The sequence below is a fragment of the Undibacterium pigrum genome (assembly GCF_003201815.1).
Classification (GTDB): Bacteria; Pseudomonadota; Gammaproteobacteria; order Burkholderiales; family Burkholderiaceae_D; genus Undibacterium; species Undibacterium pigrum.
Genome location: NZ_QJKB01000001.1, coordinates 709317 through 734763, shown reverse-complemented (window position 1 = coordinate 734763; position 25447 = coordinate 709317). Strand labels below are relative to the sequence as shown.

The window sequence follows — 25447 nt, the reverse complement described above, 5'->3', positions numbered from 1 at the left end:
ACAAGATTGAGGAGGCCGTAATGGCTAGCGCATCTCATCAACAAGTAATTATCTACACGACACCGACTTGCCCTGACGACTGGGTGTTGAAGGCTTGGCTTAAGAGAGAGGAGATAGAGTTCGAAGAATACGACCTCTCCGACCGCAAGATAATGGCAAAAGCCAAAGCGTGCACTGGTCTACGTGTCGCACCGATCACCTTGGTGGGTGAGAAGGTCTTCTACGGCACGTTCCCGTCGCAAAAACCGGGCCTGGCTGTGGCGCTTGGTCTGTCCCATGCCGCCTGAGAGAGAACCATGACGAAACATGTCGATATACGCCAGGCCGGACGCACCATCTCGATTCCGGAGGGCGTCACAATCCTGGAAGCGGCACTCGCTGACGGCATCGCCTATCCGCATGGCTGCCGCTCCGGGAGGTGCGGGTCCTGTAAGTCGCGCCTCGTCAGCGGAGCGGTCGATCTTCTCGAACACAGCCGTTTCGCGCTCTCGAATGAGGAGAAGGAGCAGGGGCTGATCCTCGCCTGCCGCGCGATCCCTACAACGAATGCGATTGTCGCCTGGCTTGACGGCGACGAAGGGACTCCATCCCATCCGCGCCGCCGTCTAAAAGGCCGTGTGACAGCGATAGCAGACGCTACACACGACATCAACCATATCCAGCTCTTCATTGACGGAGCCGATCCGATGGCCTTTACGGCGGGCCAATACGCTCGGCTCACGTTTCCGGGCACTCCCACACGCGACTATTCAATGGCAAGCGGGTCTGGCGAGCGAGCGCTCGAATTCTACATCCGCCGAGTGCCCAGTGGGGCCGCGACCCAGCGCATCCACACGCAGTTGAAGCTCGGCGATCCGGTGATGGTCGAAGGGCCATTCGGCTCTTCCTATCTGCGCGAGCAGCATACTGGGCCGATCCTATGCGTTGCCGGCGGCTCGGGTCTTGCACCGATCAAAGGGATCGTCGAGACGGCCATTGCACGCAGTATGAAGCAGCCGATCCATGTCTATTTCGGCGCACGCAGCGAGCGCGATCTCTATCTCATCAACCATTTCGAGGGCCTGGCACAACGCCACTCCAACCTGACCTTCACGCCCGTCCTCTCCGATGCTCCTGTGGGCGCGCGCTGGCGCACCGGCTTCGTGACAGATGCCGTCGCCAAGGATCTGCAGGATCTTGATGGCTGGAAAGCATATGTCGCAGGGCCACCACCGATGGTCGAAAAAGCTATGCAGATCTTTACGGCACGCGGGCTGCGGTCTGAGAACCTGCATGCCGATGCGTGCTTTACGCCCGGAGAAGCATCGGTACGTAGGTAACCCCCGGTTTTCCGGGTAGTATTTGATTTGTTCCCTAAAAGGAGAGAATGATGAATATCGGTCAAGCAGCCAAGTTATCCGGTGTCTCGGCGAAGATGATTCGCTACTATGAACAGATTGGTTTGATTCCGCAAGTTAGTCGCTCTGATGCAGGATACCGACATTATAGCTCGGCAGACGTGCACTGCTTTCGCTACATCCGTCGCGCACGTGACCTTGGCTTTTCTGTCGAACAGATCTCGGAACTACTGGTGTTGTGGCGCGACCGTGATCGTGCGAGCTCCGACGTCAAAGCAATGGCGCTTTCCCATGTCGCCGGGCTGAAGGCGAAGATTGCCGAATTGCAAGCGATGGCGCAAACGCTAGAACACCTTGCGAATAACTGCCACGGTGACGACCGCCCTGATTGCCCGATCATTGCGGATTTGGCTGAACCGACCACCGCAGCGGCGGCGGAACAGGCTCCACATAGAACGCCTCGATTTGGGGGCGATACACCCGCCTCGTCACGCCATCGAGCCGCTATGGTGACTGATTCGTGAGCTGAGGTGAACGCGCACAAGCTTTTTCAGCATGGTTGTTGTCCAGCCCAGTCAGCATTCTTCGATGGTCATCCCTTCTCTGGTTTGCTCAAACGCGGGGGCTAGAATTTCGCCATTGAAGTCGAATTAAAAAATTTCGCTAAAAAGCGTTTGACCTTACCACACTGTCAAGCCTCATATTAGTCAGACACAGTAACCAACTAGGAGATCAAGATGCATCGTTTCTACATTCCAAACATGACCTGCGGCGGCTGCGCAAAGTCCGTCACCAAGGCGCTGTTGAGCGTCGACCCGCAAGCCCGCATCGAAACTGACCCGCCAGCGCGTGAAGTTCGGGTCGATAGCGCCGTAAATGAGAGCGCTTTCCTCGCGGTACTTATTGAGGCCGGGTACCCGGACAAGCAGTGATCCCAAGCGATGACCGACTTAACGGGCACGGGTCACATCACGAACCAAAGGCCGGTATCCCATCCAAACCGATACTCCGCACAACGCTCCTTTCATCCGGGTCGGTATGCGCTATGGATCGTGGCCAAGTGCGACCTGTGCAATTCGTCCTAACTGTTCTGGCAGCGCCGTAACTTCCGACGATTCACATTGACAGCCTTGCCCGAGATTTCGGTATTACGCAATGTCGGGCAGCTGCGAGCGGTGCCACGTGGACGTTCCGGCATAGATTCCACGACTCCCTGATGCGATGGGTCTACGTACGACAAGGACTCATTGCCGCATGACTGCTCTCAGGCGCTTGACCTTGACAGCATGGTATACAAGAAATTTCAAGTCAGTTCAACAGGAAAGAGGTCACATGAACAACCGTATTCACGCGCCGCACAAGAGTGCTGTCAAGCCCCGACCGATGATTGCCGGCAATGAGCAAGGATTGGCAATCGACGAGATCACAGCACGCGCTGGTGTCTCGGAAAGACTTGTGCGTCATTGCGAGGGACGTGGTCTGATTCGGGGTGCAGAAGTAGCCAACGCTTCCTCGCGTCGCTATACGCAGGAGGATGTCATCGTACTGCGTTTTGCTCGGCGAGCGCACGTCCTGGGCTTCGGCATGAACGAGGTCGCCAGACTGCTCTCCCTGTGGCAAGATATGCATCGCGTGAGCGTGGAGGTAAACAGCATTGCCCTGGCTCAACCCAAAGAACTGACATCACGCACCGATGGAATTCAGGCAATGGAGCGCGTCCTGGAGCGCCTGGCGAACTTGTTCTCAGTTGAGCATCAGCCTACATGCCCAATCATGGAAGGGTTGATAGAGCTTAGAGCGCGTGTTATGCACCTTTAGCGAATCAATAGGCTGAATCGGATAGGAAAATGCAGACCTTATCCGAGCGAGGTGATGGATATATCACAAACAATATCCAAGCCGTGCTGATGCATAGACTGCTTTTCAAGAATACATCGAAAGCTTTTATAATCGCCAGCGACGTCACTCACGTCTAGGCTATGTTTCACCTGCCTTGTTTGCTGAAAATTTCAATCAAAAATCGCAGGCCGCTTTAATCATTAGTGTCCGCTATCGACTTTGTTTCCAGATATACACAACGCCAGTGGTAGACAAGGTAAGATTTCCCGTAACTGATTAATTATATGGATAACTCTACCGTTAGCGTTCATAGAACAGATAACGCCACGTTCTAAACAAGCTGCTCCTGAAACGACTTGCTGACATACTCACTTCACCATTTGATCGTCTAGATACTCCCGACAGCAGCAAAACGCTATGTGTACTAACGTACAGTATAAATGTTGTCACCGTTTTATCATGAATCCTCAACATCTTTATTTTGATCCAATTAGGAGAGAGCAAGTTGTTGGGTACCGCCAGGAGAAAACGATGAATATGAACGACATGCAATCCTGCATTGATGCCTGCAACAAATGCTATCAGACCTGCCTACAGACCGCCATGAACCATTGCCTTGATACTGGCGGCAGGCATGTCGAACCTGCGCATTTCCGGTTAATGATGAATTGTGCTCAGATATGCCAAACCTCAGTTGATTTGCAATTGTCAGGTTCTGCATTTTGCGCAAAATATTGTGCACTTTGTGCTGAAATTTGCGAAGCGTGCGCTGATAGTTGCGCCGAGTTGGACCAAATGGGTGATTGCGAAAAAGTCTGCCGTGATTGCGCAAATAGCTGTCGCGCAATGGCCAACCAATAAAAGGAACACACCATGACACAAAATCGTCAGCCAGCCCCGGCTAAGAAATCACCTCACGTACGTAGTTTCATTTTGGCCTGCGTCGTTTCCAGCATCAGTATGCCTTTGATCGCCAGCGCACAGATGAATTCCTCCGATTCCAAACCAGCAGGCAATGCCTCCATGCATAGTAATGCCATGGCTGAAAACAAAGACATGGCGATCAAGAAATCGATGGAAGGAATGCAACAAAAAATGTCTTCCATGAGTATGTCTGGTAATACCGACCATGATTTCGCCATGATGATGAAAGAACATCATCAAGGAGCGATTGATATGGCCGAAATCGAACTCAAGCAAGGGAAAGACCCTCAGTTGAAAAAAATGGCGTCTAAAATCATCGCCGCGCAAAAGAAGGAAATGGCCGAATTCGATACCTGGCTCAAAAAACATGAGGCCAGCATGAGCTCCAGTCAGCTAGGTAAATAACGGATTCAAATCTATGTATTTGCTCCCCATTTTGATGGGGAGTAACACCTAGAATAATTTGAGCTATAATCATTCACATGAAAAAGCTGTTCCGACTATTTCTGCTGTGCATCATGTTTGTGGCGATACCCTTCCAGGGCTTCGCAGCAGCAGCTATGGTGAACTGCAACACGGAACATCACCATGTACTGCCCGGTGAGCAGCATGATCACGATCATGCTCAAGTTGGGCAACATGAACATCAGCACAGTAGTAATGATAAAGTCTCTAACCACTCTGTATCCAAAGCGTCACCTGTCACCAAAGTGATGAAAGACAAGTGCAGTGCTTGTGCTTCATGCTGCGTTGGTGCCGCACTTGTGACTAATTCTGCAATTCCCCTCGTTTCCACTCCTTCATCAGAAAAAATCAGTCTGGTTTTTTCTTCTCATTTCGGCCATATCAGTGATGGCCTCGAACGACCTCCCCGCGCTTAATTTTCATCTGCAACGCCAGTAGCTATTTGAAGCTATAGAGACGCTGATCGTCTGTTTCAATCAGCTTAGCCTTGCGTTGATATCCGCCATTGCGTTGCCGCGTCTATATCTGCACGGTTCGCCTTGGTCACACTACCTATTACTCACCGAGGATTTCATGAATCCATCTATTTTTCCGTCAAGGCTACGGTTGGCACTAGCTATGCTCGTCATGCTTATCGTGGGTCAGAACGTCCTTGCCCAAGAAGCGAACCGCAGCCAACGACCAAATCCCGTAGAAGCCCAGGCCATTGTGCCACCGGTGATCTATCTCTCCACTTTACAAAATTATCGTCCCTTTACCGATCAGGAAGTTGGTTCATGGAAGGAGTTGAATGACACAACTGCGCGCATTGGCGGATGGCGAGTTTATGCCAAACAGGCGAGAGAGCCAGACACCACCGACACTAAGCCTGCCGCGAAAGAAAAAGAGACTCCCACATCGGACAAGGCCAAGTCGATGGATCACAGCAGTCATACAAAATGAAGGAAACCACCATGCGAACACCTTCAAATGGCAAGTTTTTCCACCGGCCAAGCAAGCTCGCCGCCCTGATAAGTCTCCCATTGATGCTGGGCGGCTGCGCCAGTTTTAGTACCGATGGTGGATTTTCAACGGTAGAGCAAGTAGCAAAAGAGCGCCTTGGCAAGGAAGTTACCTGGCAGCGTTCTGATAACGCGAGTGATACCGCAGCACAAAGGGTAAAGGAATTACTTGCATCTCCTTTGACTGTCGATGATGCCGTGCAAATCGCCTTGCTTAATAATCGCGGGCTACAGGCTTCGTTCTATGAACTGGGCATTTCCGAGTCTGATTTTGTACAGGCCGGTCGCCTACCCAATCCTGGGTTTTCATTCAGCCGTACCCGGCAAGGTAGTGAAGTTGAAATCGACCGGAGCCTGACTTTTAATATTGCCCACTTGTTGACGATGCCTTTAACCAGGCAGATGGAACAACGTCGCTTCGAGCAAACCAAGCGAGAAGTGACTATGCAAATGTTGTCTTTGGCTGCGGAAACGCGCAAAGCCTACTACATGGCTGTGGCTGCAGACCAGACCATGCTGTACATGCAACAGGTCAAAAAAGCTGCTGATGCAGGCGCAGAGTTGGCGGGACGGCTTGCAAAGGCGGGTAACTACAACAAACTGCAACAAGCCCGCGAGCAGGGTTTTTTTGCTGAAGCTGCCCTCAATCTGGCGCGTGCAGAGCAGGCGCAGACTCGTAGCAAAGAGAAGTTGACGCGCCTGATGGGGCTATGGGGGCTTCAAATAACCTTTACTCTGCCGCTCAGATTACCTGATCTGCCTAAGAAACCGAATGACATGCCCAATGTTGAACAGATGGCGATGGCGCAACGGCTGGATGTGCAGGCTGCCCGCCTCAGTACAGAGCAATTAGCGAAAAATCTGGGCTTGAGCAAGGCTACCCGGTTCATCAATGTCCTGGAAGTGGGGGCTATCCGCAATACCTTTAATGATCAGCCTGTGCAACGGGGTTACTCGGTAACACTGGAGCTACCTCTGTTTGACTGGAGCGGTGCCAAAGTAGCCAAGGCAGAAGCGCTGTATATGCAAGCGCTCAATCGTACTGCTGAGATTGCCATCAATGCCCGTTCTGAAGTCAGGGAAGCCTATCTGGGCTACCGCTCAAGCTACGACATCGCCATGCATTATCAGAATGAAATTGTGCCTTTGAAGAAACGTGTTTCCGAAGAAAATCAGCTTTACTACAACGGTATGTTAATTGGCGTATTTGATCTACTTGCAGATGCGCGCTCCCAAATCGCCAGTGTGAATAGTGCGATCGAGGCCAGTCGTGATTTCTGGATTGCGCAGGCTGATCTGGAAATGAGCTTAATGGGACGCCCAAATATAAGCGCTGCAGCCGTAGCGAATTAGAACGGCCGTGAACCAAAAGTTGCGGGAAATTGAGGGCGCCTCAAGCTCATCAAACAAAGGAAATGATATGAACTCAAGAAGAAATTTTTTAAGTGGACTAGGTGCAATCACTGCGGCGGCTTCCGCTGCCTCAGTTAGCAAAGTCGCCATGGCAGCATTGCCAGAACCAGCCACCCAGACCTCGCCGGATACCATGGCACCGCTGGCACCCAATACAGGACGCCCCTATAACCCGGTGGTGACCCTGAATGGCTGGACCTTGCCATGGAGGATGAACAATGGTGTCAAGGAGTTCCATCTGGTGGCTGAACCGGTAGTGCGTGAGATGGCTCCTGGCATGAAGGCACACCTTTGGGGTTATAACGGTCAATCCCCAGGACCAACCATAGAGGTTGTCGAAGGTGACCGTGTCCGCATCTTTGTTACCAATAAATTACCCGAGCATACCAGTGTGCACTGGCATGGGCAGCGCTTGCCCAGCGGTATGGATGGCGTGTCAGGACTGACCCAAAAGTCGATACAGCCTGGGAAGACATTCATGTATGAATTTGTTGCCCGCAGACCAGGCACCTTCATGTATCACCCGCACGCAGATGAAATGACACAAATGGCGATGGGAATGATGGGCTTTTGGGTGACACATCCCAAAGCCAAACATCCGCAGATTGCCGAAGTGGATCGTGATTTTGTGTTCCTGCTTAATGCCTACGATATTGATCCTGGTGCCTTCACTCCTAAAACGTCTACCATGCTCAACTTTAATCTGTGGAGCTGGAATAGCCGCGTCTTCCCCGGTATTGACCCGTTTGTGGTTCGTAAGAATGACAAGGTTCGCATCCGTATCGGTAATCTGACGATGACAAATCATCCTATCCATATTCATGGTCATGAATTCCAGGTCACAGGCACTGATGGCGGTCCAGTTCCTCATTCTGCGCGCTGGCCAGAAGTCACCACGGATATCGCAGTAGGGCAAATGCGCCAGATCGAGTTTCTTGCTGACGAAGAAGGCGACTGGGCTTTCCATTGCCACAAGTCACATCACACCATGAACGCGATGGGCCACGACACTCCCAACTTGATTGGTGTTGACCACACTGGTGTCGCTAAAAAAATCACCAGCCTCATTCCTGAGTATATGGCCATGGGCGAGCGTGGCATGGCGGATATGGGAGAAATGGAAATGCCTCTTCCTGATAATACGCTACCGATGATGACGGGTGAAGGCCCATTTGGTGGTGTCGAGATGGGGGGCATGTTCAGCGTGTTAAAGGTCAGGAAGGACCAGAAGCCAGGCGACTACAAGGATCACGGATGGTACAAGCACCCTCCGGGAACAGTCGCTCAGGAATGGACTGGCAACGTAGCTGAACCAGCGCGTGCGAAGACCGTAGGTGGTAAATCCATGCCCCTGAAACAGAAGAATCAGCAAGAAGTAGAAGTACAAGTCCGCAAGCCTGTCGGCAAGATGGAACACTAATTTTTAAATTGAAAGGATCATTCCCATGAAAACTCGCCTCACCACCATCACAGTCACTTTGGCCCTCGCATTGGCAGCCCAAGCCAGTTTTGCCCATGATGATCATGCACATGGTCACGATAACGAAGCCATCGGCAAGCCAGGCACCGCCACGGCAACCACCCGTACGGTCAATGTCAACATGACTGACAACATGCGTTTTACACCATCCAATATCGTCGCCAAGCAAGGTGAGACTATCCGTTTCGTGATTAAGAATTCTGGCGGCATCAAGCACGAATTCGTCCTGGGAACAGAAAAGGAACTGAAAGAACACTACGAAGTCATGAAGAAAAACCCAGAAATGGAACACAGCGATCCCAACATGATCACCCTGGCTGGTGGTCAGACTGGTGAAGTTGTCTGGCAGTTCACCAAGGCGGGCAAGATTGATTTCGCCTGCCTGCAGCCTGGCCACTATGACGCCGGTATGAAGGGTAAGGTCGCCGTTGCAAAAGGCAAGGCCGTGGCTAGTGCTGAACCTGAAACCCACGAACACAAACACTAAAGATGCAGACCGTGTAGTCAACTGATTACACGGTAATTTGATTTATTCATTTAAAAATAGGAAATATCATGACCATTATTAAATCTCTGACCTTGGGCGTTCTTGCTGCCGTCACATTTCATACAGCCCTTGCTGCAGATCACTCAATGTCCGCAACAGCATCCGCTTCCACGAGTAATGCCAGTAGCGACATGACGGATGGGGAAGTCAAAAAAATTGATAAGAGTACCAACAAGATCACGCTGAAGCACGGCGATATCAAGAACCTGGATATGCCTGGCATGACCATGGTGTTCAAGATCAAAGATCCTGCTGCACTCGACACACTAAAGGCCGGTGACAAGGTGAAATTCAGAGCAGAAAAAGCGGACGGCGCAATCGTGGTAACGGAAATACAAATCGCAAAATAAACTCTGTGAGCTACACGTTCCAGTCGGACCATGATGCTGACTGGAACATGACCACGATTAAATAAGAATGGGAGAGCACTACGATGATCAAAATATTGACACTTCTGGCACTAAGCACGTTGACAAGCTTCACCTATGCCGGTGAGCCCAAAGATGCACTGGCTGCCTTCTATGCGGCTGTGGCAGCAGGTGATAAAGCAAAGGCGACTGAACTGCTTGCGCCTGATGTCACTATCTATGAGTCCGGCTATGTCGAGCGGTCAAGGGCAGACTATGCCGGACATCACCTGCCAGAAGATATGGCTTTTGCCAAGACATCAACGCGTACGGTATTGCAGCAAAGCCAGCGAATTGACGGAAATCTGGCGGTGATTTGGGCGGAAACAGAGACCAAGGCTAAAGTAAAGGGTAAGGACGTACAACTCTTTGGAACTGAAACTGCCTTACTGCAAAAATCTGGCAACGACTGGCAAATCGTGCATGTCCATTGGTCTTCCCGAAAATCTAAATAGTAATGACCAAATCCCAGTTTTAGTACAGGAAGCACCCGACAATTGTGGCTAAGAATCGCGGTAGCAGACCTGATAAATGGAGAAGTTTATATGAAAAGTATCTCAGAATCTTTAGGGCCGTTGGCCACCTCCAACGTTACGTCTGCTACACCAGTACAAGCAAAATCAAATCTTCTGACTCAGGGATCTTTTGCGGAAGCCTTGGTGCGTATAAAAGATAAAGCGACATTAACTGGTACTGAACAAAAGTCGATAGATGGCCCCAGCCAACTTGCGGTTACAGGAGCAGTGCCATTCTCTTTGTCCAACGTCGTCCCCACCCATTTGCCCTTACCTGGGTTGTCTAATAAAACCTTGGAACATGGATTCAATGAGCGTGCATTGGATTTACGTGTCTATCGCCAGACATTGTTGGCCTCTAATATCGCTAATGCCGACACCCCTGGATATAAGGCCATGGACATTGATATTGAAGCGGCATTGAGAGACGGAAAGACCTCAAAAACGGTAACACCTCAGTATGTGACACCTGGCCAGGGATCGATTGATGGCAACACGGTAGAAATGGATGTCGAGCGGGTCAAGTTTACCCAGAATGCACTGATGTATGAATATCACGTCGATCGTGTACGAGGACATTATAAAGATATGGAAGAGTTACTCAAAAATACGCCTTACTAAGAACCAAGCGAGCTTATGTCGAACTTCTTAATTCGAATGTAGCTTGGGGGCGACTATTTTGATGATGCAAAGGCAGGCGCTTGACGTAGATCAAACAGGCGGCAGTCTGCATGAATGATGATTGACTCCGTACCCGGGTACAGCACCTATAGTGAATTCAGGTAAATACATTTTCAGAAGTCATCCCTGCCATATTTGCCAGATCAAGGTGTAAGCCATTTTTTCTCAATCAGTCGTCTATTTAGGAGTCCATCATGAAATTACTTCGCCCAGTCTTATGTCTGACAAGTTCGTTGATCATTGCTTCCAGTGTGTGGGCGGCTGAGCCGGTGGATCACAAAGACCATCATCCCGCTTCTGCCATAGTCACAGCACCTTCTGGCAGTGCAGCCAAATCGTCCATGCAAAAAATGGATGATCAAATCCAGATGATGCATGACATGCATGAAAAAATGATGAATGCAAAGAGCCCGGAAGAGCGCAGCGCCTTAATGGCGGATCACATGAAAGCGATGCAGGATGGCATGGCAATGATGGGCAAGATGGCTGGCGATAAAAAAACCAACATGAAGGATGGCATGCAAAAAGACATGGCCATGCACGGCATGATGGAAAAACGCATGGAAATGATGGAGGGCATGATGCAAATGATGATGGACAGAATGCCTGCTTCGACAGCCATTGCCAAATAAGAGGATGCGCCATGAATCACGAACACGAAAATCAAAATGAACCAGGTAGTTTCTGGCGCTCCAGATACGCCCTTGGATATCTTGTCATTGGTGCGGTTGCTGCCTACTTTCTATTGACAGAACATCTGGCGCACGTGATCGGCGCATTGCCATTTTTGTTGTTACTGGCCTGTCCGCTGATGCACGTTTTTATGCATCACGGACATGGACATCATAGCCATCATCAAGATGTAGAGTCGCCAAGCGACCAAGACAAGGATGCCAGCGCGAATAAGGAGAACCGCCATGAACCACGGTGAAAGCGCTTATGGGCTTTGGTCTCTGGTGATACTCAATTCGGCCATTTTCATCATGTTCGCTTTCAGTTTTTTTAAGCCGCATACGGCACGTGACTGGCGCAGCTTCAGCGCATTTTCTGCATTCATCGTTGCCTTGTTTGTAGAGATGTATGGCTTCCCACTGACCATCTACCTGATGTCAGGCTGGTTACAGACGCATTATCCCAATCTGGATATTTTGTCGCATGACGCTGGTCATTTATGGTCGACCTTGCTTGGAGAAAAAGGTGATCCGCATTTTGGTGTGCTGCATATCGCGAGTTATGTCTTTCTGGGATTTGGTTTCTACTTGTTATCCAGCGCCTGGAACGTGCTCTACCATGCACAACGGCAACATACCCTGGCGATTAGTGGTCCCTACGCCAAAATACGCCACCCACAATACGTTGCCTTTGTTTTAATTCTCTTGGGATTCTTATTGCAATGGCCTACAGTGTTAACATTGGCAATGTTTCCCATCTTGCTGATCATGTATGGTCGCCTGGCCGTGACTGAAGAGAAAGAGATGCTGGCTCAATTTGGCGATGAATTTGCCCGTTACACAAAGCGCACTCCACGATTTTTTCCACACCTGTCGTCTGCCAGCCCGGCTTGTCATTGATTCAGCAACACCTTAAATGGAAGCAACCATGAACGCTACAGTGACTGCACCTGCCTCAACGAAAGATACGAAACTAAAAGATCCTGTATGTGGAATGACAGTCACCGAACAGTCCGAACATAAAGAGTTACTAGACTCAAAAATGTATTACTTTTGCAGCAGCAAATGCCACACTAAATTTAATGCAGAACCTGGCAAGTACATATTGTCCAAGACTACTCCAGCCAAGGCGGAAGAAACACCTTCCTCCGCTATCTATACTTGCCCCATGCATCCCGAAATACGGCAAGATCATCCAGGTAGCTGTCCTAAGTGTGGCATGACGCTGGAGCCGGTGATTCCCGAACTTGAGGCAGATGATAATCCCGAACTGAAGGACTTTCAGCATCGCTTCTGGTGGACTTTACCTCTCACCGTGATTGTTTTTGTACTTGCCATGTCTGGTGAGTCGCTACATTTGATGCAGATGTCTGTGCAAAGTTGGGTGGAAATGGCCATTGCGTCACCTATCGTGTTGTGGGCTGGATGGCCTTTCTTCACAAGAGGTTGGCAATCCGTATTGCACCGTAGTCCCAATATGTGGACATTGATCAGCTTAGGAACTGGTGCAGCTTTCATCTATAGCGTGGTTGCGACGTTAATACCTCAAGTATTCCCAGATTCATTTATCTCAATGGGACGGGTGGCGGTGTATTTTGAAGCGGCAGCCGTCATTATTTCGCTGACTTTACTGGGACAAGTGCTCGAACTTAAAGCCCGATCGCAGACTTCGGCTGCGATCAAATCCTTGCTGGGTCTTTCTCCAAAAACTGCGCGGCGCATGAATGCGGATGGAAAAGAAGAAGATATACCACTTACCAATGTCCATGTCGGTGATCTCTTGCGCATACGTCCAGGTGAAAAAGTGCCGGTTGACGGTAGCGTAACCGAGGGTAGTAGCGCTGTGGACGAATCGATGCTCACCGGAGAACCTGTCCCTGTGACTAAAAGGGTTGGTGATAAAGTCATTGGTGCCACCTTAAATACCAATGGTGCGCTCGTCATGCGTTCCGAACGGGTTGGGTCTGCCACCATGCTGGCACAAATTGTCCAGATGGTCGCGCAGGCACAACGCTCAAAAGCACCGATGCAGAGAATGGCGGACGTGGTGGCCGGGTATTTTGTGATGACGGTGATCGGCATTGCCATCCTCACTTTCTTTGCCTGGGGACTGTGGGGGCCTGAACCACGCTGGGTCTTTGGATTGATCAATGCCGTCTCGGTACTGATCATTGCCTGTCCCTGCGCCCTTGGTCTTGCTACGCCGATGTCCATCATGGTTGCTACTGGCCGAGGTGCCACACAAGGTGTGTTGTTCAGGGATGCAGCTGCCATAGAAAATTTACGCAAGGTCGATACGCTCATTGTTGACAAGACCGGTACGCTGACAGAAGGCCGTCCTGCATTCGATAAAGTGATTCCATCTTCTGGCTATCAGGAAGAGGAAGTGCTGCGCTTGGCGGCCAGTCTCGATCAGGGTAGCGAACATCCATTGGCAGATGCCATTGTGCGGGCAGCACGCGAACGGGGATTGACTCTGGATAAGCCAGAAAATTTTGAGTCTGGTTCAGGTATTGGCGTGCGAGGCACTATCAATCAGCGTGATGTCGCTCTGGGCAATACTACACTCATGGAGCAGTTGGGAGTACAAGTGCAAGGATTGCTTACGCAAGCAGAAGAGCTCCGTGCCGAAGGTGCGAGCGTCATGTATCTGGCTGTAGACAAACAGTTGGCCGGTTTGCTTGCGGTATCTGACCCGATCAAAAAAAGCACCCCAGAGGCATTGGCCGCACTTAAAGCATCAGGAATACGCATCATCATGGCAACAGGTGACGGTCTGACCACTGCCAAGGCCGTAGGTAACCGGCTTGGTCTGGATGAAGTGTTTGGTGAGGTAAAGCCGCAAGACAAACTGTTACTTGTTGAACGTCTGCAAAAAGAAGGCCGCATCGTCGCCATGGCAGGCGACGGGATTAACGACGCGCCCGCTCTGGCAAAAGCCAATGTCGGTATCGCCATGGGAACAGGAACCGATGTTGCCATGAACAGTGCCCAGATTACCCTGGTCAAAGGTGACTTACGCGGTATTTCTGTGGCGCGCTTATTGTCAGACGCCACCGTCGGCAATATGAAGCAAAATTTACTGTTTGCCTTCCTGTATAACGGTTTGGGTATTCCCGTCGCTGCCGGTGTCTTATATCCGATGACAGGCTGGTTGCTTTCACCGCTGATTGCCGCTTTGGCCATGAGTTTGAGTTCAGCTTCCGTCATAGGCAACGCGCTACGGTTGAGAAAGCATGGTGTGGACACCTGACTATTTGAGGCTGATCAAGGAAATATCTCGAAAAGGCAACTATAATCTGACAAAGGGAATTGACGTTGTTCACTGACTTCCTATTCCATTTTGTTTTTAATGTTAATTAAATGCAATAATTACGTGAAATTATCTCGTCCACATCGCCTATTCACTGCGTTGATCGTACTCTTCAGCATGCTATTTATGCAGCTTGCTGTGGCGTCATACGTCTGCCCGGGCCATAAGACGGATAGCGAAATCCCTACTTTATCCGGAGATATCAGCTCTGTCACAATGGCCGATTGTGCTGGCATGGACAAGGAGCAACCTGCATTGTGTCATGCACATGCAGAGGATCCTTATGCAAAACAATCATTGGATAAGCCGCAAACTCCAGATGTGCAATCCTTTGTATTGGCTGGATTGACGCTGATCTTGCAACCGATTGACATTGCCGGTCTTCCACAAGGGCATCAACCGCAGATCTCCTATCTGGCACGTTCCAGCGCCCCCCCCATCGCTATACGCAACTGCTGTTTCCGCATTTAAATTTCCAGATTACCTAGTCTGTCACTCATACGTCTTGTCGACGGAAGTGCCATTTTTTGCTATCTGGAGGTTTCATGTCATTCTCATTCCGTGCGCTCATGTTTGCGCACCAAAAAACAAAACTTTATTCTCAGTTCCTGGTGCTGATTCCTGTAGCAGTTGCTTTTGGGCTTACTCCGCTCAATGTTCTCGCTACAGAGTCTTTACTGACTTTGGGCAATGCCCAACAACTTGCAGTTATCCGTTCCCGTCAATTAATCGCGCAAGATATGGCTGTCAATGCTTCCCGCGAAATGGCAGTCGCTGCCGGTCAGTTACCTGATCCAATATTGAAGGCTGGAATCGATAATCTGCCAGTCAGCGGCCCTGACCGTGGCAGTCTGACTGGCGATTTCATGACCATGCGTCGCATCGGTATCATGCAGGAATTGACCAGAAACGACAAACGTCAATTACGGGCAGAGCGTTTTGACCGTCTGGCAGACAAGTCCCTGGCAGAGAAAAGCAGCGCGATTGCCGCTATCCAGCGCGACACCGCGGTCGCCTGGCTAGATCGATACTACGCAGAACGCATGGCTGCTGTAGTCACAGATCAATCCATCCAGGCCAAACTTGAAATTGAGGCGGCCGAAAGTAGTTACCGCGCCGGTCGTGGCAACCAGGCAGATATCTTCGCTGCCCGCAGTGCACTCGGTGTGGTCGATGACCGTCACAGTGAAATCTTACGCAAAGTGCGTACTGCCAAGACGATGTTAAGCCGTTGGACTGGAGGTGACCCAGAACTCCCATTGGCTGGCGAACCCAGTATCGGCAATATCCGCCTGGACTTATCAGCACTAGACAAATCGCTTGCGCACCATCCCCAGATTGCAGTAATGACCAGGCAAACAGAGATTGCCGACACAGATGCCAAATTGGCGGAAGCCAATAAAAAGCCAGACTGGAGCATCGAAGTCGCGTTCCAGCAGCGTGGCTCCGCCTATTCCAACATGGTATCGGTCGGCATATCACTTCCTTTTCAATGGGATCAAAAGAACCGGCAAGATCGTGAGCTGTCGTCCAAACTGGCGATGGTCGAACAGGCAAAAGCCGAGCGAGAAGAGACATTACGCGCCCACGTCGCTGAAACCAGGGCAATGGTAGGCGAATGGCAAAGTGACCTTGAACGCAGTGTCCGCTATGAACGCGAATTGATACCGCTAGCGAAAGAGCGTACTCAAGCCATCTTGGGTGCCTATCGCGGTGGCAAAGCCAATTTGACTGATTTGCTGGCGGCACGCCGCAATGAGATTGATGTGCGACTGCAAGCCTTGCAACTACAAGCCGATACTGCCCGTTTATGGGCACAACTCAATTTCCTGTTTCCTGCGGATGTACCAGGTACACATCCTGCCCAATCCATGAACAAGGATATGCAATGAATAACAGAAAAATCATCGTAGCTCTGGTTGCTGCTGGCGTACTGGCTGGAAGTGGATATGGTCTTTATCGTCTTGGTCTCAACCAGGGATTGAAAAGGCCTGACGAGTCGCAAGCAAGTGCCTCGGCACCAAGCACAGTAACTGGCGACAAAAAGGTACTTTACTGGCATGACCCTATGGTTCCTGCTCAAAAATTTGATAAACCGGGCAAATCTCCTTTCATGGACATGCAATTGGTGCCAGTCTATGCCGATGGCGCAGATGAAGGTTCAGTCAGCATCAGCCCACGCGTACAGCAAAACCTTGGCATACGCACAGCAGAGGTAACGCGCAGCAGTTTCGCATCAACTCTGGTGGCAGTCGGTAGTGTGGCTTACAACGAACGCGATGTCGCTCTGGTGCAGGCACGTAGCAATGGCTTTGTCGAAAAACTCTATGTGCGCGCTCCCCTTGATATGGTAAAGAAGGGGCAGGCACTGGCTGAGTTATATGTGCCGGATTGGGTCGCTGCGCAGGAAGAATACCTGACTGTGAAGCGCATGCAGGCTAGTGGTATTGCAGGATTGCTGGATGGGGCGAAGCAACGCATGCGCCTCGCGGGCATGAGCGACGATCAAATACGCACCGTTGAGGCGAGCGGTAAGGTGCATTCACGCATCACTATTACGGCTCCAGTTAGCGGTGTAGTCGCAGAATTATCTGCGCGTGAAGGTATGAGCGTCATGACTGGTGCGCCTTTATTTCGTATCAATGGTCTTGGCACCATTTGGGTCAATGCCGATATCCCTGAAAGCCTGGCTGCCCAGGTACACACAGGTAATGCTGTCGAAGCACGAACTCCATCTTTGCCAGGCATGGTCTTCAAAGGCAAGGTAAGTGCCATTCTCCCTCAGATTGACGTAGCTACGCGTACCCTGAAAGCCCGTATCGAACTGGCGAATCCATCTGGTCAATTGGTGCCTGGCATGTTTACTAATCTGAGTTTCAGTTCTGAAGCACGCAAAGATATCCTGCAGGTACCCACTGAGGCAGTTATCCAGACTGGTACACGCGCTGTGGTGATGGTTGCGCAAAACGACGGTAAATTCATGCCAGTTGATGTAGAAATCGGTACAGAGGCAAATGGGCAGACTGAAATCCGCAAAGGTTTGGAAGTTGGGCAAAAGGTCGTGGTCTCCGGTCAATTCCTGATCGACTCTGAAGCCAGCCTGAAAGGCACAACGACGCGTATGGGCGATGCACCAGCGGCAAGTACCAGCAAAGCTACTGGAACGACACACCATGGTAATGGCAAAGTCGAAAAGATAGACAAAAATGAAATCACGCTATCCCACGGTCCTATTCCATCCCTGCAATGGGGTGCAATGACGATGGGATTCCAATTGCCAGTGAATGGCTTACCTGCCAATGTTGTCGTTGGCGACATGGTGACCTTTGACATTCGTCAAACCAAGGATGGCATGTACCAGGTTACTTCGATCTCACCAACGGCAGAAATACCCAAGTCCACCTTACCAGCTAAAGCGATGAATGAAACGATGACGATGCCTTCGTCGTCTGCAGGAGCAAAAAAATGATGGCCAAACTAATACGCTGGTCAATCGCCAACCGCTTCCTGGTGCTGCTGGCTACCCTGATGATGACGGCATGGGGCATCTGGTCCTTGTCTCGTACCCCGCTGGATGCGATTCCTGACCTGTCAGATGTGCAAGTCATTATCCGTACCAGCTACCCTGGTCAGGCACCACAAATTGTAGAAAACCAGATCACCTATCCCCTGACCACCACCATGTTGTCAGTACCCGGTGCCAAGACGGTGCGCGGCTATTCTTTCTTTGGTGATTCCTTTGTCTATGTCTTGTTTGAAGATGGGACTGATATGTATTGGGCACGGTCTCGCGTGCTGGAATACCTGAATCAAGTGCAGTCACGCTTGCCGCCCCAGGCCAAAGCTTCACTTGGCCCCGATGCGACGGGTGTTGGCTGGGTCTATGAATATGCCCTGGTGGATCGCAGTGGCAAGATGGACTTGTCGCAACTGCGGGCATTTCAAGACTGGTTCCTGAAGTACGAATTAAAGTCAGTACCGAATGTGTCAGAGGTGGCAAGCATAGGCGGCATGGTACGCCAGTACCAGATACAGCTTGATCCAGACAAGATGCGTGCTTATAACATCCCGCATGGGAAAATTATTGAAGCCGTACAAAAGGCCAATCAGGAAACTGGGGGCTCAGTACTGGAGCTGGGGGAAGCCGAGTACATGGTACGAGCGTCTGGTTACCTGAAGTCTTTGGACGACTTCCGTAAAATACCGTTGATGACGACAGATGCTGGAGTGTCCGTGCGCCTGGGAGACGTGGCTCGGATACAGATCGGGCCTGAAATGCGGCGTGGTATTGCCGACTTGAACGGTGAAGGTGAAGTTGCTGGTGGCGTGATTGTCATGCGGTCTGGCAAGAACGCACTGGAAACCATAGATGCAGTCAAAGCCAAACTGGAGAAGCTGAAGGCCAGCTTACCTCCTGGTGTGGAAGTGGTGACGACCTATGACCGCTCTAATCTGATCAACCGTGCTGTCAAGAACCTGCAAGAGAAATTGGTCGAGGAATTCATTGTTGTCGCTATTGTCTGTGCCATCTTCCTGTTTCATTTGCGCTCTGCACTGGTTGCCATCGTCACCTTACCAATTGGCATCCTGATCGCCTTCATCGTCATGCATTACCAGGGAGTGAATGCCAATATCATGTCGCTGGGCGGGATTGCCATTGCAGTGGGAGCGATGGTCGATGCCGCTGTGGTGATGATAGAGAACGCCCACAAGCATATTGAAGCATGGAACCATGCAAATCCGGATAAAAAACTCCAGGGAGAAACGCATTGGCGGGTGATTGGCGATGCCGCTGCCGAAGTCGGGCCAGCGTTGTTTTTCTCATTGCTGATCATTGTCTTGTCCTTTATCCCGGTCTTTACCCTGGAAGCACAGGAGGGACGATTGTTCTCTCCACTCGCCTTTACCAAGACCTATGCCATGGCAGCAGCAGCCGGTCTGGCAGTGACCTTGATACCGGTATTAATGGGTTACCTTATACGTGGGAAAATACCAGATGAACAAAAGAACCCGCTGAATCGCCTTTTGATTGCCTTGTATCGGCCCTTGCTCGATGTCGTATTGCGCTTTCCGAAACTGACCTTGGTGCTTGCTGCGATAGTAGCAATCCTCACCGTCTGGCCTCTATCCCGTCTCGGTGGTGAGTTTATGCCACCACTGGATGAAGGTGACTTGCTCTATATGCCATCTGCACTCCCGGGCATAGGTGCTGGTAAAGTTTCAGAATTACTCCAGCAGACAGATCGATTGATCAAGACTGTCCCAGAGGTGAAAAGCGTATTTGGCAAAGCTGGACGTGCAGAAAGCGCGACTGATCCGGCTCCCCTGGAAATGTTCGAAACAACAATACAATTCAAACCCCGAGACCAATGGCGGCCTGGCATGACGACCGATAAACTGGTGGAAGAGCTGGATCGCATAGTCAAAGTCCCTGGACTATCCAATATCTGGGTACCACCTATCCGGAATCGCATCGATATGCTGGCAACCGGTATCAAGAGCCCGGTTGGCGTGAAGGTGGCTGGAACCGATCTGAAAGAAATAGACCTGATTACAAGCGATATCGAGCGCGTCATCAAAAACGTCCCTGGGGTGTCGTCGGCCCTGGCGGAAAGACTGAACGGCGGACGTTATGTCGATGTCGATATCAACCGGGATGCAGCGGCGCGTTACGGTCTCAATATCGCAGATGTACAAAGCATCGTGTCCGCAGCGATTGGCGGGGACAATATCGGCGAAACCATCGAGGGCTTGCAACGGTTTCCGATCAATGTACGTTATCCGCGAGAAGTACGTGACTCAGTCGAAAAGCTGCGGCAACTGCCGGTGCTGACCGAGCGTGGGGCTCAAATTCGGCTGGGGGATATTGCAGAAATTCGCATCAATGACGGGCCACCCATGCTCAAGAGTGAGAATGCACGCTTGTCAGGATGGGTGTATGTCGATATCCGTGACCGTGACCTCAGCTCAGCGGTACATGAAATGCAGGAAGTCGTTGCCAGGGAAGTGAAATTACCTGCTGGTTACTCGATTGCCTGGTCCGGCCAGTTTGAATATCTGGAACGGGCAACCGCCAAACTGAAAATTGTCGTGCCAGCGACTTTGCTGATTATCTTTGTGCTGTTGTATATGACCTTCAAGCGCGTCGATGAAGCGGCGCTGATCATGGCGACTTTGCCATTTGCCTTGGCTGGTGGTATATGGTTGCTATGGGCGCTGGGGCATAATCTGTCGGTCGCTAGTGGGGTTGGGTTTATTGCTCTAGCGGGTGTTTCGGCTGAATTTGGCGTGATCATGCTGTTGTACCTGAAGCACGCCTGGGATGACAGGCTGAAGGCAGGAGCAGCCAGTGAGAAAGATTTGCTGGATGCCATTCGTGAGGGAGCCGTGCTGCGGGTGAGACCAAAGGCCATGACAGTAGCCGTCATCATTGCTGGCCTGGTTCCCATCATGCTCGGTGCGGGTACAGGCTCGGAAGTCATGAAGCGTATCGCAGCACCAATGGTGGGTGGCATGATCACCGCACCATTGCTGTCTATGTTTGTTGTGCCAGCAGTGTATTTGCTGTTGCGCCGACGGCAATTGCGTCGCGTAGAAGTGGAAAGTTAATCATAATTCCTGGCATGATTTACGTGCTGAATTGGGCAATCTTTTTGAGGACGGAATGATTTTCTCCCAACATGCATAGCGCATCGCAATGTTGTCTAAGAATATCAAATGGTAAGTAACCCAAAGACAGATCTGCCGCGTCACCGCGAAAGGCGGGGCGACTGATCTGTGCCATTACTTCCTGCTGGCGTTTATTTGGTGCCACCAGGTAGTAGTGGCAACTTTGCGAAGGGATTGATCGGGCCAGATCCTTCATACGCAAGATACCGGAATAAATGGAAGTACTTTTTTCTACTTCAAAAGCACAGGCGATGGTGGAGGTTTGCGGATCTATCCACAAAACATCAATTAAACTAATTGTATCCATCACCTCTGACGGCACATCCAATGCTGGAAGTTGTTCAATCGTCAGTTGAGAAAAAGCTTCATCGTGACATGAACGATGGCGGTCATTGCGTGCTACAAACACCTGATACTTCAATGCCCGACCGATTTTGATCAACATGTGTTGCACTTGCGTGTGCTCGGATTCTTCCTTTTGTTCTTCTATGACCTGGCTATGGCGACGAGCAGCAGCTTTCTCTGCTTTTTCCTGTAAGTCTTTCAGTACATCGTCTGCATTATTCTGAATAATCAGCCTTCCGCTGCCCAGTTCAAACAGCAATCCGGCAAACGCACCCAAGTCTTTGGACAGCAAACTCCGGTGTCTCGCATTGGCTTGTACTATCGTCTCACGCATCGATAAATAACTTTGCCAGGACCCTAATTTTTGTTTGGTGTTGAACAATGCATTAAAACCATTCACGATGGCTGTATTGAAAGGCGGCACCAGTGTCGGATGTAAAAAATAAACGATGGTTGCTACTGACGGACCTAAGCCTTTAATATTTGCCTCTGCCAGGCGGCTCATTTCGTCCAAAACCTGATCTTCACGCGTCGCATTCAGGCAGGCATTCAAAAAAGCGCCAAACTTTTGCTGATTCTGCACATTTTCGTAAATATCTGGGATCCGAAGTTTGGGCTTCCAGTAAAAAGGATGGGCAGCCCCTTCAAATACCTGTTTTTGCTCGGTAATGGCGGCCAGAACGATTTCTAAAGGAGAACCCTTAAAATCATTTCCAAAGCTACCAGCTGCAATGGCGTCAACAGTATCTTTCACTCCCCGGCGTATCGCCCGAAAAGCCTTCATCCTTTGTTCACCTCCAATGAACCAGGTGTTGTAGACAGATTCGGGGTCGGTTTTATAGAGAGCTATCAGGTTTGCAGTCACAAGAAAATCCCAAAAAGTGTGGCTTGCAGAGCGTGTAATTTGTCTGCCAAGCGTTGTCAAAGTCAAAAGCCACCTTACGGTGGCTTTTGACTCTTTTACCAAGATGGCATCACCGGCTTAGGTTCCTCGAAAGGAGCGGGAGTGGGATCACATTGGGCTACAACGCTAGAATATCTTCTTGACCAGAAATGAGCAATTATTTTTTTAAAATGTACATGCCTATTTGATGGCTAAGTCGCATTATTGGCAGAACGAACTATTTTGAAGTGAAACTCAAGCTTTGCCGTAGTCGATTTTCAGCATCCGCATCAATCCCGTTCAAAGAATTCGTTTTGATCAGATTCTTCAAAAATGGCTTAAAGAGGTATGATTTATCGTCAATGGCTAACCAGGAGCGCCATGGCTCTCCTGACTGTCTTAACCAGCCTTCAATCTCCGCATGTCGTTGATAACCGACTGCATCAACAATTTCAGGAATTTCTTGCCAGGCTGGCGTGATGCCTATGATCCTGGCTGCTATGTCTGAGGAGAAAAAAGTCTTGAGTTCTACAAGGGAGTATTTCTCCCTCCAGGTGCTGGAGATCACGATTTGTACTGCAGGAAAATCTCGCAAGACACTTTCCAGACGCGGCAAACAAGAGAACAGCTGCCCGTTGTCATAGCAAGGCTCTGGGTGTAAAACTCCGTCAAAATCCAAAAACAAGATCATCGCTGAGTCGGTGTCCTATAAAAACGCAGATTGGAAGGTTTGCTTAAAATGTACTTCAAGAGGGTTCAGAATTGTTTTCAATCTTTAGCGTTTCTGGAGGATCTGAGGTTGGCAGGCCGGGTGCTATTCTGTGTCGGGCAAACGGATCAACGGCATCAACGTAGCGCATTGCACTTTGCACGCTTTTCCAACCCACGTATTCCATGAGGGTTTTGAGATCCCAGCCATTGCCCGTTGCCCAGTTGGCGAACCCGCGCCTGAGTGAATGAGCCGAGTAATCATCAGAATCAGCAACGCCAGCATCCTTGAATATGGTGCGCAGCAGAGGTATCAAGCTGTCCATATGCAGTCCCACATTCCTGATTTGCCCCCACCTGTTGACTGATCTGAATACAGGCCCGGATTCAATTCCAGCCAAATCCTTCCAGGCGGTATAGGCGGCAACTGGACAGAACTGATTCAGTGCAGGCGCTTTAAATGTCACGCCTTTATTTTGACGATCAGCTTTTGTATGTGGCAAAAAGAAGTTCATACCTTGTCCTGGGGTGGCTTCGATGTACTCAACCTGCAGACGCGTTAGCTCATCTCCGCGAAATCCTCGCCAAAAGCCCAGGAGCAGCAATGCCCGATTCCTGGTGTGCCTCAGTTCTGCCGCTCGGTCACCTGACGCATTCGCAGTGGTAATCGCCTGATCTAGCCAACGATCGACAATTCCAAGCTGCTCAAGCTGAAATGGCTTCGCTTGTTTTTCCTGGGCCGGATGCTCTCTTTGTATACCTCGCAGCACTTTTTTGATCAACGGAGCTTTGGTTGGGTCTGGGAATCCCTGATCAATGTGCCACTGCGCCAAAGCGGCCAGACGCTGGCGCAATGTGTTGACGGCGAGCTTTTCTGCATGATCAACCAGGTACTGAGCAATGTTTTCGCTGGTGGCAGGCAAGAAGCCGCCCCATTCGATTTCGTAGTGCCGAACGGCTGATTGGTAAGCGACACGAGTATTGTCACGCGTGCCAGCATGTAGATAGTGATCGATTTTGCTCATGCTATTCATCCCAAGATTTTGAGATCATTGGGTAAATTGGGCTTGTATCAAATATTCTACCAATTTTAGCGTTTTTTTGACTCTAACACTGGATAAATTTACTTTATCCTGTATTAAATAACCTATTACATTTACTTGAATTTAAATGAAATATAGTATGTAATTACATGATACGTAATACATTATGATATTCAACGGAGTAGATAATGGCCAGAACCGGATTATATAAATCGGAAGTCGAAAAAGCACGCAATTCACTCATTGCTTTGGGTCGCCATCCATCAGTTGATGCGGTGAGAATTGCTTTGGGCAATACCGGCTCTAAGACCACCATACACAAATACCTGAAGGAATTGGAAGAGGAGAATGGCGGAAACGTTGACCGTAAAACCACCATCAGTGAAGCGCTGCAGGATTTGGTGGCGCGCCTGGCTGTCCAGCTAGAGGCTGAAACAAATAATCGCGTTGCTGAACTGGAATCGCGGCATAGCGAAAAAGATCACCTGCATGAGGCAGAAATTGGAGCACTGACAGCAAAAAGTGCTGCCATCCAAGAAAAACTCGACCTCACCATAGCCGCGATCAAGCATGAAATCCAATCCCATGAGCAAACCAGGGAAGCATTGCAGAGCGAATCCATCGCTAGGCATACTTTGGCGCAACAAGTGACGGATCTTAAGGACCGCTTGGAGGAGAATGAAAAGCACCGGCAATCATTGGAAGAAAAGCACAATCATGTACGGGATGCCCTGGAACATTACAGATCATCTGTCAAAGAGCAACGTGATCAGGATATCCGGCGTCATGAACAACAAGTTCAGCAATTGCAGGCTGAGCTGCGTCATTTGCAACAGAGCCTGATGCTGAAGCAGAACGAAGTGACTCAACTCAACCAGGATGGGGCAAGGCTGGTTGCAGAGCTTTCCCAGGCGCAGAAGTCGTTATATGAAGAGAAAAATCAAAGTCGCAAGACGCAGAATGACCTGGAGGCGCAGCGTGCGATCGCTCAACGTGCAGCGCAGTTGGAAGCCCAATTAATTAAAGAAGGTGTCCGGGTGGCTAACTTACAGGAGCAGCATGCCGACGCCCTGGCAAAAAATAAGGCATTAGATACGCAGATAAACAGTTTGCAATTGGAGTTGGCCACGACCAGTGCCAAGCTTGAAGCTCAGCAACACGTGATGGATGAATTTAAAACTCTCTTGAATGCGAAAACGCATTAAA

At 50.2% G+C, this 25447-nt stretch carries 26 protein-coding genes and 2 pseudogenes; 25 read left to right on the top strand and 3 right to left on the bottom strand.

Annotated features, from left to right (window positions below):
* Positions 1-20: 20 nt before the first annotated feature.
* The 24 genes and pseudogenes from DFR42_RS03205 (at position 21) to DFR42_RS03100 (ending at position 21202) form a co-directional block, all read left to right on the top strand.
* Positions 21-287 (top strand): glutaredoxin family protein, encoded by a 267-nt coding sequence (locus DFR42_RS03205; RefSeq protein WP_110254218.1) that lies wholly within the window; start codon positions 21-23, stop codon positions 285-287.
* A 9-nt stretch (positions 288-296) separates the two neighbouring features.
* Positions 297-1319: a 2Fe-2S iron-sulfur cluster-binding protein gene (locus tag DFR42_RS03200; protein WP_110253483.1), complete on the top strand. Its 1023-nt coding sequence runs from the start codon at positions 297-299 to the stop codon at positions 1317-1319.
* A 50-nt stretch (positions 1320-1369) separates the two neighbouring features.
* Positions 1370-1750 (top strand): annotated as a pseudogene (cueR, locus tag DFR42_RS03195) (Cu(I)-responsive transcriptional regulator); the annotation flags it as partial.
* A 324-nt stretch (positions 1751-2074) separates the two neighbouring features.
* Positions 2075-2269: a heavy-metal-associated domain-containing protein gene (locus DFR42_RS03190; RefSeq protein ID WP_110253481.1), complete on the top strand. Its 195-nt coding sequence runs from the start codon at positions 2075-2077 to the stop codon at positions 2267-2269.
* A gap of 400 nt (positions 2270-2669) precedes the next feature.
* Positions 2670-3155 carry a MerR family DNA-binding protein gene (locus DFR42_RS03185; RefSeq protein WP_170133400.1) on the top strand — a complete coding sequence of 162 codons (486 nt, stop codon included), beginning with the start codon at positions 2670-2672 and terminating at the stop codon, positions 3153-3155.
* A 100-nt stretch (positions 3156-3255) separates the two neighbouring features.
* Positions 3256-3456: pseudogene (locus DFR42_RS29985) on the top strand (hypothetical protein); the annotation flags it as partial.
* Between the two features lie 251 nt (positions 3457-3707).
* The gene (locus DFR42_RS29480; RefSeq protein ID WP_110253479.1) at positions 3708-4037 is read left to right on the top strand and encodes a four-helix bundle copper-binding protein; all 330 of its coding nucleotides are present in this window, start codon (positions 3708-3710) and stop codon (positions 4035-4037) included.
* A 12-nt stretch (positions 4038-4049) separates the two neighbouring features.
* Entirely contained in the window at positions 4050-4505 is a 456-nt protein-coding gene (locus DFR42_RS29625) for a DUF305 domain-containing protein (RefSeq protein WP_110253478.1), read from the top strand.
* 77 nt (positions 4506-4582) lie between these two features.
* Positions 4583-4981, top strand: coding sequence for a hypothetical protein (locus DFR42_RS28940; protein ID WP_146218779.1), 399 nt, complete (start codon positions 4583-4585; stop codon positions 4979-4981).
* A 157-nt stretch (positions 4982-5138) separates the two neighbouring features.
* A complete protein-coding gene (locus DFR42_RS03170; RefSeq protein WP_146218778.1) occupies positions 5139-5507 on the top strand; it encodes a hypothetical protein in 369 nt (122 codons plus the stop codon).
* Between the two features lie 11 nt (positions 5508-5518).
* Positions 5519-6919, top strand: coding sequence for a TolC family protein (locus DFR42_RS03165; RefSeq protein WP_110254217.1), 1401 nt, complete (start codon positions 5519-5521; stop codon positions 6917-6919).
* Between the two features lie 67 nt (positions 6920-6986).
* Positions 6987-8399: a multicopper oxidase family protein gene (locus DFR42_RS03160; protein ID WP_110253476.1), complete on the top strand. Its 1413-nt coding sequence runs from the start codon at positions 6987-6989 to the stop codon at positions 8397-8399.
* A gap of 25 nt (positions 8400-8424) precedes the next feature.
* Positions 8425-8946, top strand: a complete 522-nt coding sequence (locus DFR42_RS03155) for a cupredoxin domain-containing protein (RefSeq protein WP_110253475.1) — start codon at positions 8425-8427, stop codon at positions 8944-8946.
* 68 nt (positions 8947-9014) lie between these two features.
* Complete coding sequence (locus DFR42_RS03150; protein ID WP_110253474.1) at positions 9015-9356, top strand: copper-binding protein; 342 nt, start codon at positions 9015-9017, stop codon at positions 9354-9356.
* A gap of 83 nt (positions 9357-9439) precedes the next feature.
* Positions 9440-9868, top strand: coding sequence for a nuclear transport factor 2 family protein (locus DFR42_RS03145; RefSeq protein WP_110253473.1), 429 nt, complete (start codon positions 9440-9442; stop codon positions 9866-9868).
* A gap of 90 nt (positions 9869-9958) precedes the next feature.
* The gene (locus DFR42_RS03140) at positions 9959-10549 is read left to right on the top strand and encodes a flagellar basal body rod protein FlgB (protein ID WP_110253472.1); all 591 of its coding nucleotides are present in this window, start codon (positions 9959-9961) and stop codon (positions 10547-10549) included.
* Between the two features lie 254 nt (positions 10550-10803).
* On the top strand, positions 10804-11241 hold the full coding sequence (locus tag DFR42_RS03135) for a hypothetical protein (RefSeq protein WP_110253471.1): 438 nt from the start codon (positions 10804-10806) through the stop codon (positions 11239-11241).
* Positions 11242-11252: 11 nt separating this feature from the next.
* Positions 11253-11540 carry a DUF2933 domain-containing protein gene (locus DFR42_RS03130; protein WP_110253470.1) on the top strand — a complete coding sequence of 96 codons (288 nt, stop codon included), beginning with the start codon at positions 11253-11255 and terminating at the stop codon, positions 11538-11540.
* Positions 11527-12180, top strand: coding sequence for a methyltransferase family protein (locus tag DFR42_RS03125; RefSeq protein ID WP_110253469.1), 654 nt, complete (start codon positions 11527-11529; stop codon positions 12178-12180). Before DFR42_RS03130 ends, DFR42_RS03125 begins: the two co-directional genes overlap by 14 nt.
* A gap of 16 nt (positions 12181-12196) precedes the next feature.
* Positions 12197-14533, top strand: coding sequence for a heavy metal translocating P-type ATPase (locus tag DFR42_RS03120; RefSeq protein WP_110253468.1), 2337 nt, complete (start codon positions 12197-12199; stop codon positions 14531-14533).
* 294 nt (positions 14534-14827) lie between these two features.
* Positions 14828-15064: a hypothetical protein gene (locus tag DFR42_RS29620; protein ID WP_245936813.1), complete on the top strand. Its 237-nt coding sequence runs from the start codon at positions 14828-14830 to the stop codon at positions 15062-15064.
* Between the two features lie 74 nt (positions 15065-15138).
* The gene (locus tag DFR42_RS03110; protein WP_245936812.1) at positions 15139-16485 is read left to right on the top strand and encodes a TolC family protein; all 1347 of its coding nucleotides are present in this window, start codon (positions 15139-15141) and stop codon (positions 16483-16485) included.
* Positions 16482-18062 (top strand): efflux RND transporter periplasmic adaptor subunit, encoded by a 1581-nt coding sequence (locus tag DFR42_RS03105; RefSeq protein ID WP_110253465.1) that lies wholly within the window; start codon positions 16482-16484, stop codon positions 18060-18062. Before DFR42_RS03110 ends, DFR42_RS03105 begins: the two co-directional genes overlap by 4 nt.
* The gene (locus DFR42_RS03100) at positions 18059-21202 is read left to right on the top strand and encodes an efflux RND transporter permease subunit (RefSeq protein ID WP_110253464.1); all 3144 of its coding nucleotides are present in this window, start codon (positions 18059-18061) and stop codon (positions 21200-21202) included. Before DFR42_RS03105 ends, DFR42_RS03100 begins: the two co-directional genes overlap by 4 nt.
* 19 nt (positions 21203-21221) lie before the next feature.
* Here the strand turns inward: DFR42_RS03100 and DFR42_RS03095 are convergent, their stop codons facing one another.
* The 3 genes from DFR42_RS03095 to DFR42_RS03085 all read right to left on the bottom strand — a co-directional run bounded on the left by DFR42_RS03095 (position 21222) and on the right by DFR42_RS03085 (position 24223).
* Entirely contained in the window at positions 21222-22472 is a 1251-nt protein-coding gene (locus DFR42_RS03095) for a hypothetical protein (RefSeq protein WP_110253463.1), read from the bottom strand.
* A gap of 256 nt (positions 22473-22728) precedes the next feature.
* On the bottom strand, positions 22729-23181 hold the full coding sequence (locus DFR42_RS03090; RefSeq protein ID WP_110253462.1) for an HAD domain-containing protein: 453 nt from the start codon (positions 23179-23181) through the stop codon (positions 22729-22731).
* A gap of 55 nt (positions 23182-23236) precedes the next feature.
* A complete protein-coding gene (locus DFR42_RS03085) occupies positions 23237-24223 on the bottom strand; it encodes a site-specific integrase (RefSeq protein WP_110253461.1) in 987 nt (328 codons plus the stop codon).
* A 206-nt stretch (positions 24224-24429) separates the two neighbouring features.
* Here DFR42_RS03085 and DFR42_RS03080 point away from each other — a divergent pair, with 206 nt between their 5' ends.
* Positions 24430-25446: a DNA-binding protein gene (locus DFR42_RS03080; protein WP_110253460.1), complete on the top strand. Its 1017-nt coding sequence runs from the start codon at positions 24430-24432 to the stop codon at positions 25444-25446.
* Position 25447: the final 1 nt, after the last annotated feature.

Excerpts from the sequence above, each read along its gene's own strand:
- DFR42_RS03205 (WP_110254218.1), top strand. The coding sequence starts at position 21 with ATGGCTAGCGCATCTCATCAACAAGTAATTATCTACACGACACCGACT.
- DFR42_RS03200 (WP_110253483.1), top strand. The coding sequence starts at position 297 with ATGACGAAACATGTCGATATACGCCAGGCCGGACGCACCATCTCGATT.
- DFR42_RS03190 (WP_110253481.1), top strand. The coding sequence starts at position 2,075 with ATGCATCGTTTCTACATTCCAAACATGACCTGCGGCGGCTGCGCAAAG.
- DFR42_RS03185 (WP_170133400.1), top strand. The coding sequence starts at position 2,670 with ATGAACAACCGTATTCACGCGCCGCACAAGAGTGCTGTCAAGCCCCGA.
- DFR42_RS29480 (WP_110253479.1), top strand. The coding sequence starts at position 3,708 with ATGAATATGAACGACATGCAATCCTGCATTGATGCCTGCAACAAATGC.
- DFR42_RS29625 (WP_110253478.1), top strand. The coding sequence starts at position 4,050 with ATGACACAAAATCGTCAGCCAGCCCCGGCTAAGAAATCACCTCACGTA.
- DFR42_RS28940 (WP_146218779.1), top strand. The coding sequence starts at position 4,583 with ATGAAAAAGCTGTTCCGACTATTTCTGCTGTGCATCATGTTTGTGGCG.
- DFR42_RS03170 (WP_146218778.1), top strand. The coding sequence starts at position 5,139 with ATGAATCCATCTATTTTTCCGTCAAGGCTACGGTTGGCACTAGCTATG.
- DFR42_RS03165 (WP_110254217.1), top strand. The coding sequence starts at position 5,519 with ATGCGAACACCTTCAAATGGCAAGTTTTTCCACCGGCCAAGCAAGCTC.
- DFR42_RS03160 (WP_110253476.1), top strand. The coding sequence starts at position 6,987 with ATGAACTCAAGAAGAAATTTTTTAAGTGGACTAGGTGCAATCACTGCG.
- DFR42_RS03155 (WP_110253475.1), top strand. The coding sequence starts at position 8,425 with ATGAAAACTCGCCTCACCACCATCACAGTCACTTTGGCCCTCGCATTG.
- DFR42_RS03150 (WP_110253474.1), top strand. The coding sequence starts at position 9,015 with ATGACCATTATTAAATCTCTGACCTTGGGCGTTCTTGCTGCCGTCACA.
- DFR42_RS03145 (WP_110253473.1), top strand. The coding sequence starts at position 9,440 with ATGATCAAAATATTGACACTTCTGGCACTAAGCACGTTGACAAGCTTC.
- DFR42_RS03140 (WP_110253472.1), top strand. The coding sequence starts at position 9,959 with ATGAAAAGTATCTCAGAATCTTTAGGGCCGTTGGCCACCTCCAACGTT.
- DFR42_RS03135 (WP_110253471.1), top strand. The coding sequence starts at position 10,804 with ATGAAATTACTTCGCCCAGTCTTATGTCTGACAAGTTCGTTGATCATT.
- DFR42_RS03130 (WP_110253470.1), top strand. The coding sequence starts at position 11,253 with ATGAATCACGAACACGAAAATCAAAATGAACCAGGTAGTTTCTGGCGC.
- DFR42_RS03125 (WP_110253469.1), top strand. The coding sequence starts at position 11,527 with ATGAACCACGGTGAAAGCGCTTATGGGCTTTGGTCTCTGGTGATACTC.
- DFR42_RS03120 (WP_110253468.1), top strand. The coding sequence starts at position 12,197 with ATGGAAGCAACCATGAACGCTACAGTGACTGCACCTGCCTCAACGAAA.
- DFR42_RS29620 (WP_245936813.1), top strand. The coding sequence starts at position 14,828 with ATGGACAAGGAGCAACCTGCATTGTGTCATGCACATGCAGAGGATCCT.
- DFR42_RS03110 (WP_245936812.1), top strand. The coding sequence starts at position 15,139 with ATGTCATTCTCATTCCGTGCGCTCATGTTTGCGCACCAAAAAACAAAA.
- DFR42_RS03105 (WP_110253465.1), top strand. The coding sequence starts at position 16,482 with ATGAATAACAGAAAAATCATCGTAGCTCTGGTTGCTGCTGGCGTACTG.
- DFR42_RS03100 (WP_110253464.1), top strand. The coding sequence starts at position 18,059 with ATGATGGCCAAACTAATACGCTGGTCAATCGCCAACCGCTTCCTGGTG.
- DFR42_RS03090 (WP_110253462.1), bottom strand. The coding sequence starts at position 23,181 with ATGATCTTGTTTTTGGATTTTGACGGAGTTTTACACCCAGAGCCTTGC.
- DFR42_RS03085 (WP_110253461.1), bottom strand. The coding sequence starts at position 24,223 with ATGAGCAAAATCGATCACTATCTACATGCTGGCACGCGTGACAATACT.
- DFR42_RS03080 (WP_110253460.1), top strand. The coding sequence starts at position 24,430 with ATGGCCAGAACCGGATTATATAAATCGGAAGTCGAAAAAGCACGCAAT.